This is a genomic window from Ancylobacter sp. (assembly GCF_965279025.1).
Taxonomy (GTDB): domain Bacteria; phylum Pseudomonadota; class Alphaproteobacteria; order Rhizobiales; family Xanthobacteraceae; genus Ancylobacter.
The window spans coordinates 1,494,334-1,510,461 of sequence record NZ_OZ257132.1; the positions used below are offsets into that span (position 1 = coordinate 1,494,334).

A 16,128-nucleotide genomic window follows, 5' to 3' on the forward strand; every position below is an offset into this window, starting at 1 on the left:
TTTTGGCTGGCGCCGGTACCGTTGGCGCGCTGCTTTCGCCGGCCCAGGCCACGGTGCTGGGCCAGCTCAAGGACGTTGCCCCCGAAGGGCTTCCCGATATCGCCGCTGTTGGCGCCGAACCCACGGGCAGCACCCCGGACGGCACGCCCGTCGAATCGGTACAGTGGGGACCTCCCGGTCCGCGCCCCATCCGTCGCAACCGTCGGCGCCGGCGTCAGCGCGTGTGCGGCTGGCGTCGTGACCGCTGGGGACGCAGGGTCCGTCAGTGCTGGTATGTCTGGCGCTGACGCAGCAGCATTTCGCGACAGGTGGTCTTCACCTGTCGCGACCTCGCTCGTTCGCTAGATGATTTCGATGGCCGTCCGCGGCGTCAGGCGGTCAAGAAGCCTGCGCAGGTCCGCAGGCCGGAACGCCACACAGCCCGCCGTCGGCTCGAAATTTCCACGTGCGATGTGCAGGAACACGGCGGACCCCCGCTGGGCGCGGCGGGGCCGGCTGTTGTGATCGAGCACGATGACCAGATCGTAGAGCCCATCGGGCCGCCACATCTCCTCATGCGAGGCACGCAGCGGCAGGCGGACAGGCGTATTGTAGCGGCCGTCGTGCGGGTCGTCGCACCAGCCGTCCTGCCGGCGGATGCGGTGGACAGGCAGCCGCGTCGTCGGGCGCAGGCCGCGATCGGCCCGGTAGCGCACCTCCCGCGCATGCCAGACGCCCTTGGGGGTCGCCCCGTCGCCCTCGCGCTTGTCGGCCCGGATGCCTGAGCGGCCGAGAGCGACTGAAATCGGACGTCCATCGGCAATGACCCAGCCGCGCTGGCGCCCGAAAAGATGCGGCGCGGGGCGGACAAGGACGCGCAGCCGGGGGAGAGAGCGGGATTTCCCGTGTGTTCCTGCGCGAAAGGGCTTCTTCTTCACGCGATTTCCGTTCACGATCACGTCACGAACCCGCCGCTACTTCGTTGCGCGTGACCATCAACCCTTGCCGAATGTGTTTCGGCTGCCTACTCGGGACATACGGCATTTCACTCCAGCACCGCGCGAGAGTGGACGCGCGAGGCGCCACGAACAAGTGCTTCGGCCTGCGGCCTTTCAAGAACGCGGCTATTCGGGACAGCGACATGGCGAATGCTCAGCGAGTTTTGGTGGTCGACGACGACAAGGATCTGCGCGAGGCGCTGGTCGAACAGCTCTCGCTCTATGACGAATTCGAGGTCGTCTCCGTCGACAGTGCCCTGGCTGCCATTGGGGAGGTCGAGGCAAGCCGCGTCGACATCGTACTGATGGATGTCGGGCTGCCGGACAAGGACGGGCGCGAAGCCGTTCGGGTGATGCGGCAGAACGGCTTCAAGGCTCCGGTGATCATGCTCACCGGCCACGACACCGACAGCGACACCATCATGGGGCTGGAGGCCGGCGCCAATGACTACGTCGCCAAGCCCTTCCGCTTCGCCGTGCTGCTCGCCCGCATACGGGCGCAGATGCGCTCGCACGAGGCGAGCGAGGACGCGGTGTTCACGATCGGGCCCTACACGTTCCGGCCGGGCGCCAAGATGCTGGTGACGGAGCGCAACTCGAAGATCCGCCTCACCGAAAAAGAGACAGCTATACTTCGTTACCTTTACCGTGCGGGAAAGAAGCCGGTAGCGCGGGAAATCCTGCTGCAGGAGGTCTGGGGCTATAATTCAGGCGTGACGACCCATACGCTGGAGACGCATATTTATCGCCTGCGCCAGAAGATCGAGAAGGACCCTTCCCACCCCAGCCTGCTTGCCACGGAGGCTGGGGGGTACAAATTGCTGCCCTGACAGGCCGATTGATTCGTCCTGCCTTGGAGTTTCGCCCGCCGAATGTCCATCGAGGACGATATCGCCTTTCTTGAACGTGTGCCGACGCTCGCATTGATGGGGCGTGAGGCTTTGCGCGTCATCGCCATCAGCGTCGAGCATTTCGTGCTGGCGCGCGGCGAGGCGCTGTTCCACGAGGGGGAGCCGGCGGATTGCGCCTATGTGGTGCGCAGCGGCACCTTCCTCATCGCGCCGGACGATCCGGACCTTGCGGCGCGACCCGGCAACGCGGCGCGGGTGGGCGAAGGCGCCCTCATCGGCGAGATGGCGCTGCTAACCGAGACGCGGCGCCCCGCGACGGCGGCGGCCCTTGAGCCCGCCGAGGTCCTGCGCATTCCCCGCAACATGTTCCTGCGCACGCTGGAAAGCTATCCCGACGCGGCGCGTGAGCTGACGCGACGGCTGAGCGAACGGGTTTCCGCCACCCTCGCCGATCTCGACCGCGTTCGCCAGCGCCTGGAGGCGATCGACGGCGGGCGCCGGCCATGATCCCGGTCACCCCGCGCGTCTGGCTCGACGAGGAGGAAATCGACGAGACCTTCGTGCGGGCCTCCGGACCGGGCGGCCAGAACGTCAACAAAGTGTCGAGCGCGGTGCAGCTTCGCTTTGACGTGCGTGGCTCCAAGACCTTGTCGGACCACGTAAAAGAGCGGCTGGAGCGGCTCGCCGGCCGCCGGCTGACCAAGGACGGCGTGCTTGTCCTGATCGCCCAGCGCTACCGGACGCAGGAGCAGAACCGGGCGGATGCGCTGGCGCGGCTGGTGGAGCTGGTGCGCGAGGCGGCGATCGTGCCGATCACCCGCCGCCCGACCCGTCCCACGCTCGGCTCGAAGATCCGGCGCCTGGAGGGCAAGACACGGCGCGCCGGCGTCAAGGCCCTGCGCCGCGACCGGCCTTCTGGTGGGGGAGAGGAGTAAGGGCTCGGTATGAAACCGAGCCCAAGTTGCTCAAGACATTGCAGCGAGCTCGTTCGGCAGCCAAATTTCCGAATTGGCTGAGTTCTTCATGATTTTGATACCGTTCTCGCAGTCCGCCCGACGATTGTAGCTTTCGCTGCTGGCAGCAATCGCTTCGCCGTTGACTGCGTGATACGTCCATCGCCACTTATTCTGACTGTCTTTATACATCCAGTATGAAGGAAAGGTTCGGTTGGCCATATTCTTCACCACAGAGTTGTGTCTGGGTCTTGACCTTTGGCTTGCGCGGAATCATGATTCCGTTGTGTGCAGACCCTGCCCGCGACCCAGCTTGGTTAATGCGGGACGGTAACTCCGAAGCTGTCGGGTCTGACCACCCGACAGCTTCTCTGCAACCGTTCGGCGTAATGAAAACTCCAAGTTGCCTGAACGTCAATAGTTAGTAGCAAATTTAAATTATCCACTATATGTGGTAGGTAAGTTGACTTGGACGATGAACGGAGTCCTTGCGCGCTCCATGCCCGAGTCGCAGCACCAGTAATTTGGGGCTTTTGGCATCTAAATGGCGATCGGCCGGTCGTGCGTTGAGCCCGGCGTTAGAAATCCGTAGCGATTCCCTTCACTTCCCAGTCGCCATAGCGCACCGGCTCGGGGCCGTTGCGGCCGTCGATCTCCGTCGGCGCGGTGACCGGCGCAGCGGCGGCGCGGCGGGCGGCGGCCTCGGCCAGGGCTCGCTCGGCGGCGGGCGTCAGCGGCCGGCGGGGGGGCGGCGGGTCGGTCTGATCGGACTGACCAGTGAGGCCGATGAGGTGACCAGTGAGTGCAGTGGGTGCAGTGGGTGCAGTGGGTGCAGTGGGTGCAGTGGGATCACTTTGGGGCATGCCCCATTGGAACCACCGGCGCCGCCTCCACGTCAACCACCTCGACGTCAACCCACGCCCACGTCAACCCACCGTCGGCGTCAAGCCGTGCGAACAATCTTGCGCGGCCGGCGCCGCCTTCCCATTTTAGGCCCGGACATGCCGTAACGTACGGCACGAGACGAGGGACAGATGAACTACTTCCGTACGGCGATTCTGCTCGCGGGCATGACGGCGCTGTTCATGGGCGTCGGCTACATGATCGGCGGGCAGGGCGGCATGATGATCGCCCTGCTGGTCGCTGCCGGCATGAACGTGTTCAGCTACTGGAACTCCGACCGCATGGTGCTGTCCATGTACGGCGCCCGCGAGGTCGACCGTGCCAGCGCGCCTGAGTACTATTCCATGGTGGAGGAACTCGCCGCGCGGGCGCAGCTGCCGATGCCGCGCGTCTACATCATGGACAACCCGCAGCCGAACGCCTTCGCCACCGGCCGCAACCCGCAGAACGCGGCGGTCGCCGCCACAACGGGCCTGCTCAACTCCCTGTCACGCGAGGAAGTGGCGGGCGTCATGGCGCATGAGCTGGCGCATGTGAAGAACTACGACACCCTGACCATGACCATCACCGCCACGCTGGCGGGCGCCATTTCCATGCTGGCGAACTTCGCCATGATCTTTGGCGGCAACCGCAACAACAACAACCCGTTCGGCATGATCGGCACCATCGCCATGATGATCCTTGCCCCGCTCGCCGCCATGGTGGTGCAGATGGCGGTGTCGCGCTCGCGCGAATATGAGGCCGATAAGCTGGGCGCTCAGATTTGCGGCCAGCCGATGTGGCTCGCCTCGGCACTGGCGAAGATTTCCAACGCGGCGCACGCCGTGCCGAACATGCCGGCCGAGCATAACCCCGCCACCGCCCACATGTTTATCATCAACCCGCTCTCGGGCGAGCGGATGGACAGCCTGTTCTCGACCCACCCGGCCACCGAGAACCGGATTGCCGCGCTGCAGGCGCTGGCGCAGCAGATGGGCGCCGGCGGCTTCGCTTCTACCGCGCCGCAGGGCGGCCCGTGGGCGGGCGGCGGGACGTCGCGGCCGGCGAGCACGGCGTGGGGGCGTCGGGGCGGCGGAGAGCCGCGCCGGGGCGACGAGCGCCGCAGGGGCCCCTGGGGCTGAGCTTGCCAACGTGCCCCGCACCGCCTGAATCCACTTTCGCATCGCTCCCACGCGCATCCGTCCGCCGTGGCGCTTGAAAAATAGGTGCGTCGCGGCTATCAGGACCGCGCGTGCCGCTTTAGCTCAGTTGGTAGAGCATCGCATTCGTAATGCGGAGGTCGTCAGTTCGAGTCTGACAAGCGGCACCATTCCTTCGATCGCGCTGGCAACCCGCCCGGCCACGTCCCCTTCCCCATTTGCGTCGTTCGATCCGCAATCCCGCGTGCCCGCCTCCCCGGGCTTGCCGTGGGAAACGGCCTTTGCGCACATACGCGGGAGAAGACCGGGTGGCCGGGTCAAGCCCGGCCATGAGCGCTCTGCCCTTCGCGCGACACCGAGGCGCCCCCGTAAACCCGGTTCCCCGGACCAGCCGCGCCCGGCGCGGCGCCGCTCCGGGGCCCCAGGGACCGGGAGGGCGGCCACCCGCTCGGTTAAGGTGACCAAGAGCTTTGCGCTGGGTCCCGGATCGCCTTTCGCTGACGCTGCCGGCGTCCGGGACACGGGGTGCGCTGCTGCATCCGCGCGCCCTGATTTCAGCGCTCGACCCGCGGACCCGGCCATGAGGGCTCTGCCCTTCGCGCGATACGGAGGCGCCCCCGTAAAACCCGGTTCCCCGGACCAGCCGCGCCCGGCGCGGCGCCACTCCGGGGTCCAGGGGACCGGGAGGGCGCCCACCCGCTCGGTTAAGGTGACCAAGAGCTTTGCGCTGGGTCCCGGATCGCCTTTCGCTGACGCTGCCGGCGTCCGGGACACGGGGTGCGCTTCGGCATCCGCGCTCCCTGTTTTCGCGCTCTACCCGCGGACCCCGGACATGAGGGCTCTGCCTTTCGCGCGATACGGAGGCGCCCCCGTAAAACCCGGTTCCCCGGACCAGCCGCGCCCGGCGCGGCGCCACTCCGGGGTCCAGGGGACCGGGAGGGCGCCCACCCGCTCGGTTAAGGTGACCAAGAGCTTTGCGCTGGGTCCCGGATCGCCTTTCGCTGACGCTGCCGGCGTCCGGGACACCGGGTGCGCTTCGGCATCCGCGCGCCCTGTTTTCGCGCTCGACCCGCGGACCCGGCCATGAGGGCTCCGCCCTTCGCGCGATACGGAGGCGCCCCCGTAAAACCCGGTTCCCCGGACCAGCCGCGCCCGGCGCGGCGCCACTCCGGGGTCCAGGGGACCGGGAGGGCGCCCACCCGCTCGGTAAGGCGACCAAGAGCTGTGCGCTGGGTTCCGGGTCGCCTTTCGCTGACGCTGCCGGCGTCCGGGACACGGGGTGCGCTTCGGCATCCGCGCGCCCAGTTCGCGCTCGACCGCGGCGGACCCGGCCATGAGGGCTCCGCCCTTCGCGCGATACGGAGGCGTCCCCGTAAAACCCGGTTCCCCGGACCAGCCGCGCCTGGCGCGGCGCAGTTCCGGGGCCCAGGGGACCGGGAGGGCGCCCACCCGCTCGGTAAGGCGACCAAGAGCTGTGCGCTGGGTCCCGGATCGCCTTTCGCTGACGCTGCCGGCGTCCGGGACACCGGGTGCGCTTCGGCATCCGTGCCCTGTTTTCGCGCTCGACCGCGGCGGACCCGGCCATGAGGGATCAAGGGAGGCGGGCAGCGCAAGCGCCGCACCGGCGCCACGCGCGGGGTCGGCGGAGGGGCCTCCCTGCAACCATCCAATTATATCGAACGATTTATGCGATATAATGCGCTGGATCGAATGATCCCCGCCTGCGATCAGAGGATGACGCAGCGGGAGACGCATCATGGTCGCGCATGTCGACATTGCCGATGACCGCAAGGTCGCGCGGGCCCACCGCTACGCGATCTTGCCGGGGCTGCTGCTGACAGCCGGCATTGCCGGCGCTGCCTTCGCGCTCCGGCAGCTTCCCATGGTGGGCATCCTGAGCCCGATGATCCTCGCCATCATCATCGGCATCGGCTTCCACAACCTCGTCGGCACGCCCGCGCGTGCCAGGCCGGGCGTGCTTTTCGCCATGCGCCGCATTTTGCGCGCCGCCATCGTGCTGCTCGGGCTGCAGCTCACCGCCGCGCAAGTGGCCGAGGTCGGCGCCATGGGCCTCGCGATCATCGCGCTGACCCTCGTCTCCACCTTCCTGTTCACCACCTGGCTGGGCCGGCTGATGGGCGTCGAGCGCGGCCTCGCCCAGCTCATCGCCGCCGGCACCTCGATCTGCGGCGCCTCGGCGGTGATCGCCACCAACACGGTGACGCGCGCGCCCGACGAGGATGTCGCTTACGCGGTCGCCTGCGTCACCGTCTTCGGCTCGGTGGCGATGTTCCTCTATCCCCTGCTCCCGGTGGTGCTCGGCCTCACCCCGCATGCCTATGGCCTGTGGACGGGCGCCTCGATCCACGAGATCGCCCAGGTGGTCGCCGCCGCCTATCAGGGCGGACCGGCGGCGGGCGAATTCGGCACCATCGCCAAGCTGTCGCGCGTCATGCTGCTGGCGCCCATGGTCATCGCCCTCGGCCTCATGGCCGCCCGCCGGGCCGCCCGGCTCGGCCACGATGCCGGCCGCGCCCGGCCGCCCATGCCCTGGTTCGTTCTCGGCTTCCTCGCCATGGTGGGGCTGAACAGCCTCATTACCATGCCGACGGAGATGAAATCGGCGCTGGTGCTGCTCACCACCTTCCTGCTCTCCATGGCGCTGGCGGCGATGGGGCTGGAAACCGACATCGCCAAGCTGCGGGCCAAGGGCGCGCGGCCCTTCCTGCTGGGTTTCGCGGCCTTCGTCTTCATCGCCCTGTTCAGCCTCACTCTGATAAAGATGACCGCCTGAGCGAGGCCGAGGACGGTGGATGACCCTGGAGCAGCTGCGCATCTTTGTGGCGGTGGCCGAGCGCGAGCACATCACGCAGGCCGCCCGGGACATCCACCTCACGCCCTCGGCGACCAGCGCGGCCATTGCCGCGCTGGAGGCGCGCCACGCCACCCGCCTGTTCGACCGCGTCGGCCGGGGGATCGTGCTCACCGAGGCTGGCCGGCTCTTTCTGCCCGAGGCGCGGGCCGTGCTCGCCCGTGCCACCGCCGCCGAGAAGGTGCTGGCCGATCTTGCCGGGCTGGTCCATGGAACCCTGGCCCTCGCCGGCAGCCAGACGGTGGCAAATTACTGGCTGCCGCCGCTGATCGAGCGCTATCGCGCCCTCTATCCCGGCGTCTCGGTGAGTCTCGCCATCGGCAATAGCGACTTCGTCACGGCGCGGGTGCAGGAAGGCGCCGCCGATCTCGGCTTCATCGAAGGCGATGTCGACGCGCCGGTGCTGGCGGCGGCGCCCGTGGCCGACGACGAGATGGTGCTGGTGGCGCCGGTGACGCATCGCTGGCACTGGCGCGCGCCGGCCTCCGCCGCCGAACTGGCGGAGGGGCCCTGGGTGCTGCGCGAGCCGGGCTCGGGCACCCGCGCCATCTTCGAATCCTATCTTCTGGACGCGGGCGTCTCTCCCGGCGCGCTGCGCGTCGAGCTGGAATACCCGTCCAACGAAGCGGTGCGCGCGGCGGTGGAAGCCGGCAGCGGCGCCACGGTCATTTCCCGGCGGGTGGTGGAAGGCGCCATCCGCGCCGGCACCATGGCGCTGATCGACTACCCCCTGCCTTCGCGCCCCTTCCTCTCGCTGCGCCACCGCGAGCGCTACGCCACCAAGGCGGCTCAGGCCTTTCTGGAACTGGCGGCGGCGGCCGGGCGCTAAGGCCTATCGCCCGCCGAAGATGGCGCTGCCGACGCGCACATAGGTGGCCCCCAGCGCGATCGCGGTCTCGTAGTCGCCGCTCATCCCCATGGAAAGCGTCTCCAGCCCGTTGCGCCGGGCGATCTTGGCCAGCAGGGCGAAATGCGGCGCGGCCGGCTCGTCCGCGGGGGGAATGCACATAAGTCCCTCGATCGCCAGCCCGTGCTCCACGCGACAGGCGGCAAGGAACGCATCCGCCTCCTGCGGGGTGACACCGGCCTTCTGCGGCTCCTCGCCGGTATTGACCTGGACCAGCAGCCGCGGCGCGCGCGGGGCGCCCTCGCGCCGCAGCTCCTTGGCCAGCGCGGCGGCGAGCGAGGGGCGGTCCAGCGTGTGGATCACGTCGAACAAAGCGAGCGCCTCGCGCACCTTGTTGGTCTGCAGCGGGCCGATGAGATGGAGGTCGAGATCGGGACAGGCCTCGCGCAGCGCCGGCCATTTTGCCGCCGATTCCTGTACGCGGTTCTCGCCGAACAGCCGCTGGCCGGCGGCGATGGCGGGCGTGATGTCCTCCGGCCCGAAGGTCTTGGAGACGGCGATCAGCCGAACGGAAGCGGGATCGCGGCCGGCCTCGCGGGCGGCCTGCGCGATCCGCGCGCGCACCAGCGCCAGGCGTGCGGTGACAGTGTCGGTCGGATCCGGCTGCATCTGGGCCTCCTCAAGCATGTCAGCGGCATTCGATACGCCAATCCCGCCGGGGCGGGAACGACGCGTTGGGCAAAAACCGCGCCTCTCCGCACCCGGCCCGCCGCAGCGCAGCGAAAGGTTGACCGGGAACGCGACTTCGTGCCTAGTCCGGCGCCATCCGTAAACCTTCTGCGGCCTTTCTTTGCGACGTCCGCCTATCCAAGAAGCCTGTCCATGAGCACCGAGCGCTACAACGCCCGCGAGGCCGAGCCCCGCTGGCAGAAGATCTGGGACGAACGCGGGATCTACCGCACCCGCAACGACGATCCGCGCCCGAAATACTATGTGCTCGAAATGTTTCCCTACCCGTCGGGGCGCATCCATATCGGCCATGGCCGCAATTATGTGATGGGCGACGTGGTGGCGCGCTTCAAGCGGATGAAGGGCTTCAACGTCCTCCACCCCATGGGCTGGGATGCCTTCGGCCTGCCGGCCGAGAACGCCGCCATCGAGCGCAAGACCCATCCGGGCAAGTGGACCTACGAGAATATCGCCACCATGCGCGAGCAGCTGAAGCTGCTGGGCCTGTCGCTCGACTGGTCGCGCGAGATCGCCACCTGCGACCCCTCCTATTATGGCGAGCAGCAGCGCATCTTCCTCGAGTTCCTCAAGGGCGGCTTTGCCTATCGGCGCGAGAGCGAGGTCAATTGGGACCCGGTCGACAATACGGTGCTCGCCAATGAGCAGGTGATCGACGGGCGCGGCTGGCGCTCCGGCGCGCTGGTGGAACGGCGCAAGCTGGCGCAGTGGTTCTTCCGCATCTCCGACGCCTCCGAGGAACTGCTGGCGGGTCTCGACACGCTGGAGCGCTGGCCCGACAAGGTGCGCCTGATGCAGCGCAACTGGATCGGCCGCTCCGAAGGCCTGCATGTGCGCTTCGTGGTCGACCACGCGCCCGAAGGGATGCCGGAAGGCCTCGCCTCGGAGATCAAGGTCTACACCACGCGGCCCGACACGCTGTTCGGCGCCTCCTTCCTGGCGCTCTCGCCCGGCCACCCGCTGACCGAGGCGCTTGCCGCCCACAATGCCGCCCTGGCGACCTTCGTCGAGGAATGCCGGCGCGGCGGCACCTCCACCGCCGAGATCGAGACCCAGGAGAAGATGGGCTTCGACACCGGATTGCGCGTGCGGCACCCGCTCGGCGGGCCGGACCTGCCGGTCTATGTCGCCAATTTCGTGCTGATGGAATACGGCACCGGCGCCATTTTCGGCTGCCCGGCGCATGACCAACGCGACTTCGACTTCGCCACCAAGTACCAGTTGCCGATCACCCCGGTGGTGCTGCCCCCCGATGTCGATCCGGCCAGCTTCTCGGTGGCCGACGGCCCCTATGAGGGCGAGGGCACGCTGTTCAATTCGGGCCTGCTCGACGGGCTCACCGTGCCGGCGGCGAAGGAGAAGGTCGCGCTCACGCTGGAGAACCAGATTCTCGGCAACGCGCCGGTCGGCGAGCGGGCAGTGAATTACCGCCTGCGCGACTGGGGCATCTCGCGCCAGCGCTATTGGGGCTGCCCGATCCCGATCATCCATTGCCAGACATGCGGCCCGGTCCCGGTTCCCGAGGACCAGCTCCCCGTGCGGCTGCCCGACGACGTGACCTTGGACCAGCCGGGCAACCCGCTGGACCGGCACCCCACATGGAAGCACGTGAACTGCCCGCACTGCGGCGCGGCGGCGCGGCGCGAGACGGACACGATGGACACCTTCGTGGACTCGTCCTGGTACTTCGCCCGCTTCGCCTCCGAGCCCGGCACGGCGCCGCTGCAGAAGGCGGCTACCGACCAGTGGCTGGCGGTCGACCAGTATATCGGCGGCATCGAGCACGCGATCCTGCACCTGCTCTATTCCCGCTTCTTCATCCGCACGCTGAACAAGCTCGGCCGCGTCTCGCTGAACGAGCCCTTTGCCGGCCTGTTCACGCAGGGGATGATCGTCCACGAGACCTACAAGGACGCGGAAGGACGCTGGCTCTTCCCCGAGGAGGTGGAGCGCGACGGCGAGGGCCGGCCGGTGAAGGTGGGCACGGGCGAGCCCGTGACCATCGGCGCGCCCGAGAAGATGTCGAAGTCGAAGAAGAACGTGGTGCCGCCGGAGATCGTCGCCGACACCTATGGCGTCGACTGCGCGCGCTGGTTCATGCTCGCCGACACCCCGCCCGAGCGCGACAGCGAATGGACCAGCGCCGGCATCGAGGGCGCGTGGCGCTTCGTTCAGCGCATCTGGCGCCTGATCGGCGACGCGGTGGCTCTGGCACCGGAGGCGGTGGCGCGACCGGCTGATTTCGGTGCCGAATCGATGGCTCTGCGCCGCGCCGCCCACAAATTGGCGGCGCAGGTGGAGGAAGATGTCGAGCGGCTGCGCTTCAATGTCGCCGTGGCGCGGGTGCACGCCTTCGCCAACGTCTTCAGCGAGGCGCTCGCCGCCGCCCGAAAGGCGGAGATCACGCCGGACCTCGCCTTCGCCCTGCGCGAGGCGGCAACCTTCCTCGTGGGGGCGGTTGCCCCGATGGTGCCCCATCTGGCGGAAGAATGCTGGCAGGTGCTGGGCGGCACGGGGCTGATCGCCGAGGCGCGCTGGCCCGCAGTCGAGCCCGCGCTGCTGGTCGATGACAGCGTTACGCTGCCGATTCAAATCAATGGCAAGCGGCGCGGCGAGATTACCGTCGCGAAGGATGCCAGCCCCGCCGAGGTCGAGCAGGCCGTGCTGGCGCTGGACCTGATCGCGCAGGCACTCGACGGGCGCGCCCCGAAGCGTATCATCGTGGTGCCGCAAAGGATTGTGAATGTCGTCGCCTGACCGGAGGAACCTGATGCCCTCACGCCGCCGCTTCCTGGGTCTCGCCGGGGCGGGACTGCTCGCGCTGTCCACCGCAGGCTGCTTCCAGCCCATGTATGCCGAGACCAAGCCCGGCGGCGGCCCCTCGCTGCAGGACAGCCTCAGCCAGGTGGAGGTTGTGTTCTCCGATGGCCGCGTCGGCAACGAGGTCCGCAACGACCTGATCTTTGCGCTCACCGGCGGCGCCGGCAACCCCGCCGGGGCGCCCTACCGGCTGCTGTTGAACGTGCGCAGCACGACGTCGCAGGCCTCCGTCGTCAGCCCGGTGACCGGCCTGCCGGAAGTCGAGGTCGTTTCGGTCGATGTCAACTGGCAGCTCTTCGAGGCGGGCAACACCAAGACGCCGCTGAAGACCGGACGCGCCACCGGCCGCGCCTCGCTGGACAGCGGCTATCAGCGTTTCGCCCGCGCCCGGGCCATTCGCGACGCCGAGAACCGTTCGGCCTCGGTAACGGCCGAGACGATCAAGAGCCAGCTTGCCTCCTTCTTCCTGACGCAGCCCCCCAAGAGCTGAGGCATGGTCGCGGTTCGGCCCGGTGACGTCGAGGCGACGCTGAGCCGCCTCGACCCCCTGCGCCCCATCCTGCTGCTGTTCGGCCCGGATAGCGGCTTGGTGCGCGAACGCGCGCGGGCCTACCTCGCCCGCGCCACGCAGGGATCGGACGATCCCTTCGGCGTGGTCCGGCTCGATGGCGACGAGATTTCTGGCGATCCCGGCCGGTTGGTCGACGAAGCCGGGACGGTGGCGCTGTTCGGTGGGCGGCGCGTCGTTTCGCTGCGGGTCGGCACGCGCAACGTGATGCCGGCGGTGGAAGCGCTGCTGGCCGCCCCTCCCGCCGACGCCATCGTGGTGATCGAGGCCGGCGACCTCAAGCGCGGCGTGGGACTTCGCGCGCTGTGCGAAGGCTCGCCGCATGCGCTCGCCATCGCCTGCTACGCCGACAGCGACCGCGATGTCGCGCGCCTCATCGACACCATGACCGCGGAAGCCGGCCTCGCGATCGACCGCGACGCCCGCGCCGAGCTGGCGGACCTGCTGGGCGGCGACCGCATGGCCTCGCGCGGCGAGATCGCCAAGCTGCTGCTCTATGCCGCCGGCGAGAGCCGCATCACCAGCACGCATGTGCGCGCTATTGTCGGCGATGCCTCCGGGCTGGCGCTGGATGACATCGCCGATGCGACCTTCGCCGGCCAGGCCGCGGAGATGGCCGTCGCCTTCGCCAAGGCCACCGGGGAAGGCATGCGCGCGGATATCGTGCTGGGTGCGGTCTGCCGTACCGCGCAGAGCCTGCACCAGATGCGGCTCGGCATCGAGGCGGGCGGCAGTGTCGAGCGGGCCATCGAAGGCGCCCGCCCGGCCCTCCATTTCAGGCGCAAGCCCCTGATTGAAAAAGCTCTTCGGGGCTGGACCGCGGCGCGGCTGGAAATGGCCCTCTTCGCCCTCGACGACGCGCTGCTCGCCGCCCGGCGCAGTGCCGCGCTGGGCCCGGCGCTGGCGGAGCGGGCCCTGCTGCAGGTCGCGGGCCAGGCCCGTCGCGGCTGACGCGTCAGCCGCCGGCGAGGCGCCGGCAGACCTCGTCGAGCTGATCGAGCGAGGAGTAGCGGATACGGATCTCGCCCGCCTCGCCATCATGCTTCAGCGTGACGTTCAGCCCCAGCTCGTCGGAGAGCCGCCGCTGCAGCGCCGCCGTGTCGGCGTCGAGCGCGGGGTGGGTCTTCACCTTCTTCCCCGGCTTGCCCGCGGCTTCTGCCTTGGCGACGTTGAGTTCCTGCGCCAGCGCCTCGATCGCCCGCACATTCATGCCCTGCGAGACGATGGCCTGCGCCAGCGCCTCGGGATCGTCCTGGGTGAGAAGCGCGCGCGCATGGCCGGCGGAGAGCCGGCCATCGGCGAGAAACTGCTTCACCGTCTCCGGCAGGCGCAGCAGCCGCATCGTGTTGGCGACATGGCTGCGGCTCTTGCCGATCACCCGCGCCAGGTCGTTCTGCGTGTAGTTGAACTGGTCGGCCAGCGACTGGTAGCCGGCGGCCTCCTCCAGCGGGTTGAGATCCGCGCGCTGCACGTTCTCGATGATGGCGATTTCCAGCGCCTCGCGGTCATCGACCACGACGACCACGATCGGCACCTCGTGGAGGTGGGCCCGCTGCGCGGCACGCCAGCGACGCTCGCCGGCGACAATCTCATAGGCATCGCGCTCGCCGGCCACCTCGCGCACCACGATCGGCTGGATGATGCCGCGCTCATGGATCGACGCGGCAAGATCCTCGAGATCGCCCTCCGCGAAGGAGCGGCGCGGGTTGCGCGGATTGGGCCGCAGAAAGGCGAGCGGCACCTTGCGCGCCCCGCCGCCGATGCGGCCACGGTCGTTGGCCGCGCCGCTGTCCTCGCCCATATCGCCAATGAGCGCGGCAAGGCCGCGCCCGAGCCGCGAGCGTCCACCGTCTTCCGACATTGCCATCCCGCTCTCCCTCACGCCGCCGCGACGCGTAAAGTCCGCTCGCGCTGGATTATTTCGGATGCGAGACGAAGATAGGCCTGCGATCCGACGCATTTGAGATCGTAGAGCAGCACCGGCTTGCCGTAGGAGGGCGCTTCCGACACCCGCACATTGCGCGGGATGATGGTTTCATAGACCTTCGCCCCCATGAACTGGCGCACATCGTCGACCACCTGGGTCGAGAGGTTGTTGCGCGCATCGAACATGGTCAGCACGATGCCATGGATGGTCAGCTGCGGGTTCAGCGTGGTGCGCACCTGCTCGACCGTCTTGAGCAGCTGCGAAAGGCCTTCCAGCGCGAAGAACTCGCACTGGAGCGGCACGAGAATGGCGTTGGAGGCCGCCATGGCGTTGACGGTGATGAGATTCAGTGACGGCGGGCAATCGATCAGAACGTAGGTGTAATCAACATCGTTTCGGTCACGCTCGAAATGCTCGGCCGGCGCGTTGAGGCGGCGAATGGCATCGCGGAGCCGGTAGGCGCGGTCGCGCTGGCTGGCAAGCTCCAGCTCGAGGCCGGACAGATCCATCGTCGACGGCGCGATATGCAGGCGCGGCACGGCGGTTTCGAGAACCGCGCCGCGCAGATCAGTCTCGCCGGTGAGCACGTCATAGGTGGACACGCGGCGGCTGCGCCGGTCGATGCCCAGGCCCGTCGAGGCATTGCCCTGAGGGTCGAGATCGATGATCAGCACCGTCTCGCCGATGGCGGCAAGCGCGGTGCCGAGATTGATCGCCGTCGTGGTCTTGCCGACCCCGCCCTTCTGGTTGGCCAGCGCCAGGACGCGGGGGATCGGCCGTGGCGCGGCCGGAGCGAGCGAAGCCTCATCCGTCATGATGTCCACCCTGCGAATTTCCCCTGTCGCCCGCCGATGCGAGCCCGAGCTTCTCCGCCGCCCGGACGATCAGGACATGCCCGCCGCCATCGGTGAGACTGGCCTTAATCTCAGCCTCGATTCTCCAAGATTTAGATGCCTGGGTCAATTCGTTATCAACATCTTGTCCCTTCAGGAACAACCCCGTCGCCCCTTCTGCAAGAAACGGCGCGGTCAGTTCGAGCAGTCTGGGCAATGGCGCAAGCGCGCGGGCGGAAACCACCTCAACCCCGGGTGCGATGCTGCGCGCGACCTGCTCGATCCGCGCCGGCAGCACGGTGACGGGCAGATCCGCCAGCCGCGCCGCCTCGCGCAGGAACGCCGCCTTGCGGCTGTCGCTCTCCACAAGGGTGACGTCGGCGCCCGGCCGCTCGGCCAGCACGGCGGCCACCACAAGACCAGGAAAGCCGCCGCCCGAGCCGAGATCGACCCAGCGCCGCACCTCGCCCACCAGCGGCAGCAGCTGCAGAGAGTCCGCGACATGGCGGGTCCAGACGGCCTTCAGGCTCGCCGGCGCCACGAGATTAATGGTGCGCTGCCACTTTTCCAGCAGTGCCACGATGGTGTCGAGCCGCTGCTCTGTTTCACGTGAAACAGGCGTGAGGCTCAGCGCGTGGCGGCGGTCGGACGAATCGGCGTGAGACATGGCGCAGTATAGCCTGACTGGCGC

At 68.4% G+C, this 16,128-nt stretch carries 16 protein-coding genes and 1 tRNA gene; 10 read left to right on the top strand and 7 right to left on the bottom strand.

The window, feature by feature from the left end; translation table 11 throughout:
• Positions 1-341: 341 nt before the first annotated feature.
• Positions 342-917 carry a L,D-transpeptidase family protein gene (locus ACQY76_RS06900; protein ID WP_428032150.1) on the bottom strand — a complete coding sequence of 192 codons (576 nt, stop codon included), beginning with the start codon at positions 915-917 and terminating at the stop codon, positions 342-344.
• Positions 918-1,120: 203 nt separating this feature from the next.
• Here ACQY76_RS06900 and ACQY76_RS06905 point away from each other — a divergent pair, with 203 nt between their 5' ends.
• The 3 genes from ACQY76_RS06905 to arfB are packed head-to-tail and all read left to right on the top strand — an operon-like array spanning position 1,121 to position 2,763.
• A complete protein-coding gene (locus tag ACQY76_RS06905) occupies positions 1,121-1,807 on the top strand; it encodes a response regulator transcription factor (RefSeq protein WP_428032151.1) in 687 nt (228 codons plus the stop codon).
• Between the two features lie 42 nt (positions 1,808-1,849).
• Positions 1,850-2,335, top strand: coding sequence for a cyclic nucleotide-binding domain-containing protein (locus ACQY76_RS06910; RefSeq protein ID WP_428032152.1), 486 nt, complete (start codon positions 1,850-1,852; stop codon positions 2,333-2,335).
• Positions 2,332-2,763 (top strand): alternative ribosome rescue aminoacyl-tRNA hydrolase ArfB, encoded by a 432-nt coding sequence (gene arfB / locus ACQY76_RS06915; protein ID WP_428032153.1) that lies wholly within the window; start codon positions 2,332-2,334, stop codon positions 2,761-2,763. The genes ACQY76_RS06910 and arfB overlap by 4 nt, the downstream gene beginning before the upstream one ends.
• 30 nt (positions 2,764-2,793) lie before the next feature.
• Here the strand turns inward: arfB and ACQY76_RS06920 are convergent, their stop codons facing one another.
• The gene (locus ACQY76_RS06920; RefSeq protein ID WP_428032154.1) at positions 2,794-3,003 is read right to left on the bottom strand and encodes a YegP family protein; all 210 of its coding nucleotides are present in this window, start codon (positions 3,001-3,003) and stop codon (positions 2,794-2,796) included.
• Positions 3,004-3,359: 356 nt separating this feature from the next.
• Positions 3,360-3,569, bottom strand: a complete 210-nt coding sequence (locus ACQY76_RS06925; RefSeq protein ID WP_428032952.1) for a DUF1674 domain-containing protein — start codon at positions 3,567-3,569, stop codon at positions 3,360-3,362.
• A gap of 246 nt (positions 3,570-3,815) precedes the next feature.
• Between ACQY76_RS06925 and htpX the strand changes: the two genes are divergently transcribed.
• The 4 genes from htpX (at position 3,816) to ACQY76_RS06945 (ending at position 8,524) form a co-directional block, all read left to right on the top strand.
• Complete coding sequence (gene htpX, locus ACQY76_RS06930) at positions 3,816-4,805, top strand: zinc metalloprotease HtpX (RefSeq protein WP_428032155.1); 990 nt, start codon at positions 3,816-3,818, stop codon at positions 4,803-4,805.
• A gap of 112 nt (positions 4,806-4,917) precedes the next feature.
• Positions 4,918-4,993, top strand: a tRNA-Thr gene (locus ACQY76_RS06935).
• A 1,586-nt stretch (positions 4,994-6,579) separates the two neighbouring features.
• Entirely contained in the window at positions 6,580-7,617 is a 1,038-nt protein-coding gene (locus ACQY76_RS06940; protein ID WP_428032156.1) for a YeiH family protein, read from the top strand.
• 19 nt (positions 7,618-7,636) lie between these two features.
• The gene (locus tag ACQY76_RS06945) at positions 7,637-8,524 is read left to right on the top strand and encodes a LysR family transcriptional regulator (protein ID WP_428032157.1); all 888 of its coding nucleotides are present in this window, start codon (positions 7,637-7,639) and stop codon (positions 8,522-8,524) included.
• A 3-nt stretch (positions 8,525-8,527) separates the two neighbouring features.
• Here the strand turns inward: ACQY76_RS06945 and ACQY76_RS06950 are convergent, their stop codons facing one another.
• Positions 8,528-9,211 (bottom strand): YggS family pyridoxal phosphate-dependent enzyme, encoded by a 684-nt coding sequence (locus ACQY76_RS06950; RefSeq protein ID WP_428032158.1) that lies wholly within the window; start codon positions 9,209-9,211, stop codon positions 8,528-8,530.
• A 213-nt stretch (positions 9,212-9,424) separates the two neighbouring features.
• Between ACQY76_RS06950 and leuS the strand changes: the two genes are divergently transcribed.
• From leuS to holA, 3 genes are read left to right on the top strand one after another with little or no spacing between them, the layout of a single operon-like run.
• Positions 9,425-12,046: a leucine--tRNA ligase gene (gene leuS / locus ACQY76_RS06955; protein WP_428032159.1), complete on the top strand. Its 2,622-nt coding sequence runs from the start codon at positions 9,425-9,427 to the stop codon at positions 12,044-12,046.
• 13 nt (positions 12,047-12,059) lie between these two features.
• Positions 12,060-12,599 carry a hypothetical protein gene (locus ACQY76_RS06960; protein ID WP_428032160.1) on the top strand — a complete coding sequence of 180 codons (540 nt, stop codon included), beginning with the start codon at positions 12,060-12,062 and terminating at the stop codon, positions 12,597-12,599.
• A gap of 3 nt (positions 12,600-12,602) precedes the next feature.
• The gene (holA, locus tag ACQY76_RS06965) at positions 12,603-13,628 is read left to right on the top strand and encodes a DNA polymerase III subunit delta (RefSeq protein WP_428032161.1); all 1,026 of its coding nucleotides are present in this window, start codon (positions 12,603-12,605) and stop codon (positions 13,626-13,628) included.
• Between the two features lie 4 nt (positions 13,629-13,632).
• Here the strand turns inward: holA and ACQY76_RS06970 are convergent, their stop codons facing one another.
• Genes ACQY76_RS06970 through rsmG form a run of 3 tightly spaced genes read right to left on the bottom strand, consistent with a single transcriptional unit; the run spans position 13,633 to position 16,104 of the window.
• Positions 13,633-14,544 carry a ParB/RepB/Spo0J family partition protein gene (locus tag ACQY76_RS06970; protein WP_428032162.1) on the bottom strand — a complete coding sequence of 304 codons (912 nt, stop codon included), beginning with the start codon at positions 14,542-14,544 and terminating at the stop codon, positions 13,633-13,635.
• An 11-nt stretch (positions 14,545-14,555) separates the two neighbouring features.
• Entirely contained in the window at positions 14,556-15,419 is an 864-nt protein-coding gene (locus tag ACQY76_RS06975) for a ParA family protein (RefSeq protein WP_428032163.1), read from the bottom strand.
• Positions 15,409-16,104 (bottom strand): 16S rRNA (guanine(527)-N(7))-methyltransferase RsmG, encoded by a 696-nt coding sequence (gene rsmG / locus ACQY76_RS06980; RefSeq protein ID WP_428032164.1) that lies wholly within the window; start codon positions 16,102-16,104, stop codon positions 15,409-15,411. The genes ACQY76_RS06975 and rsmG overlap by 11 nt, the downstream gene beginning before the upstream one ends.
• Positions 16,105-16,128: the final 24 nt, after the last annotated feature.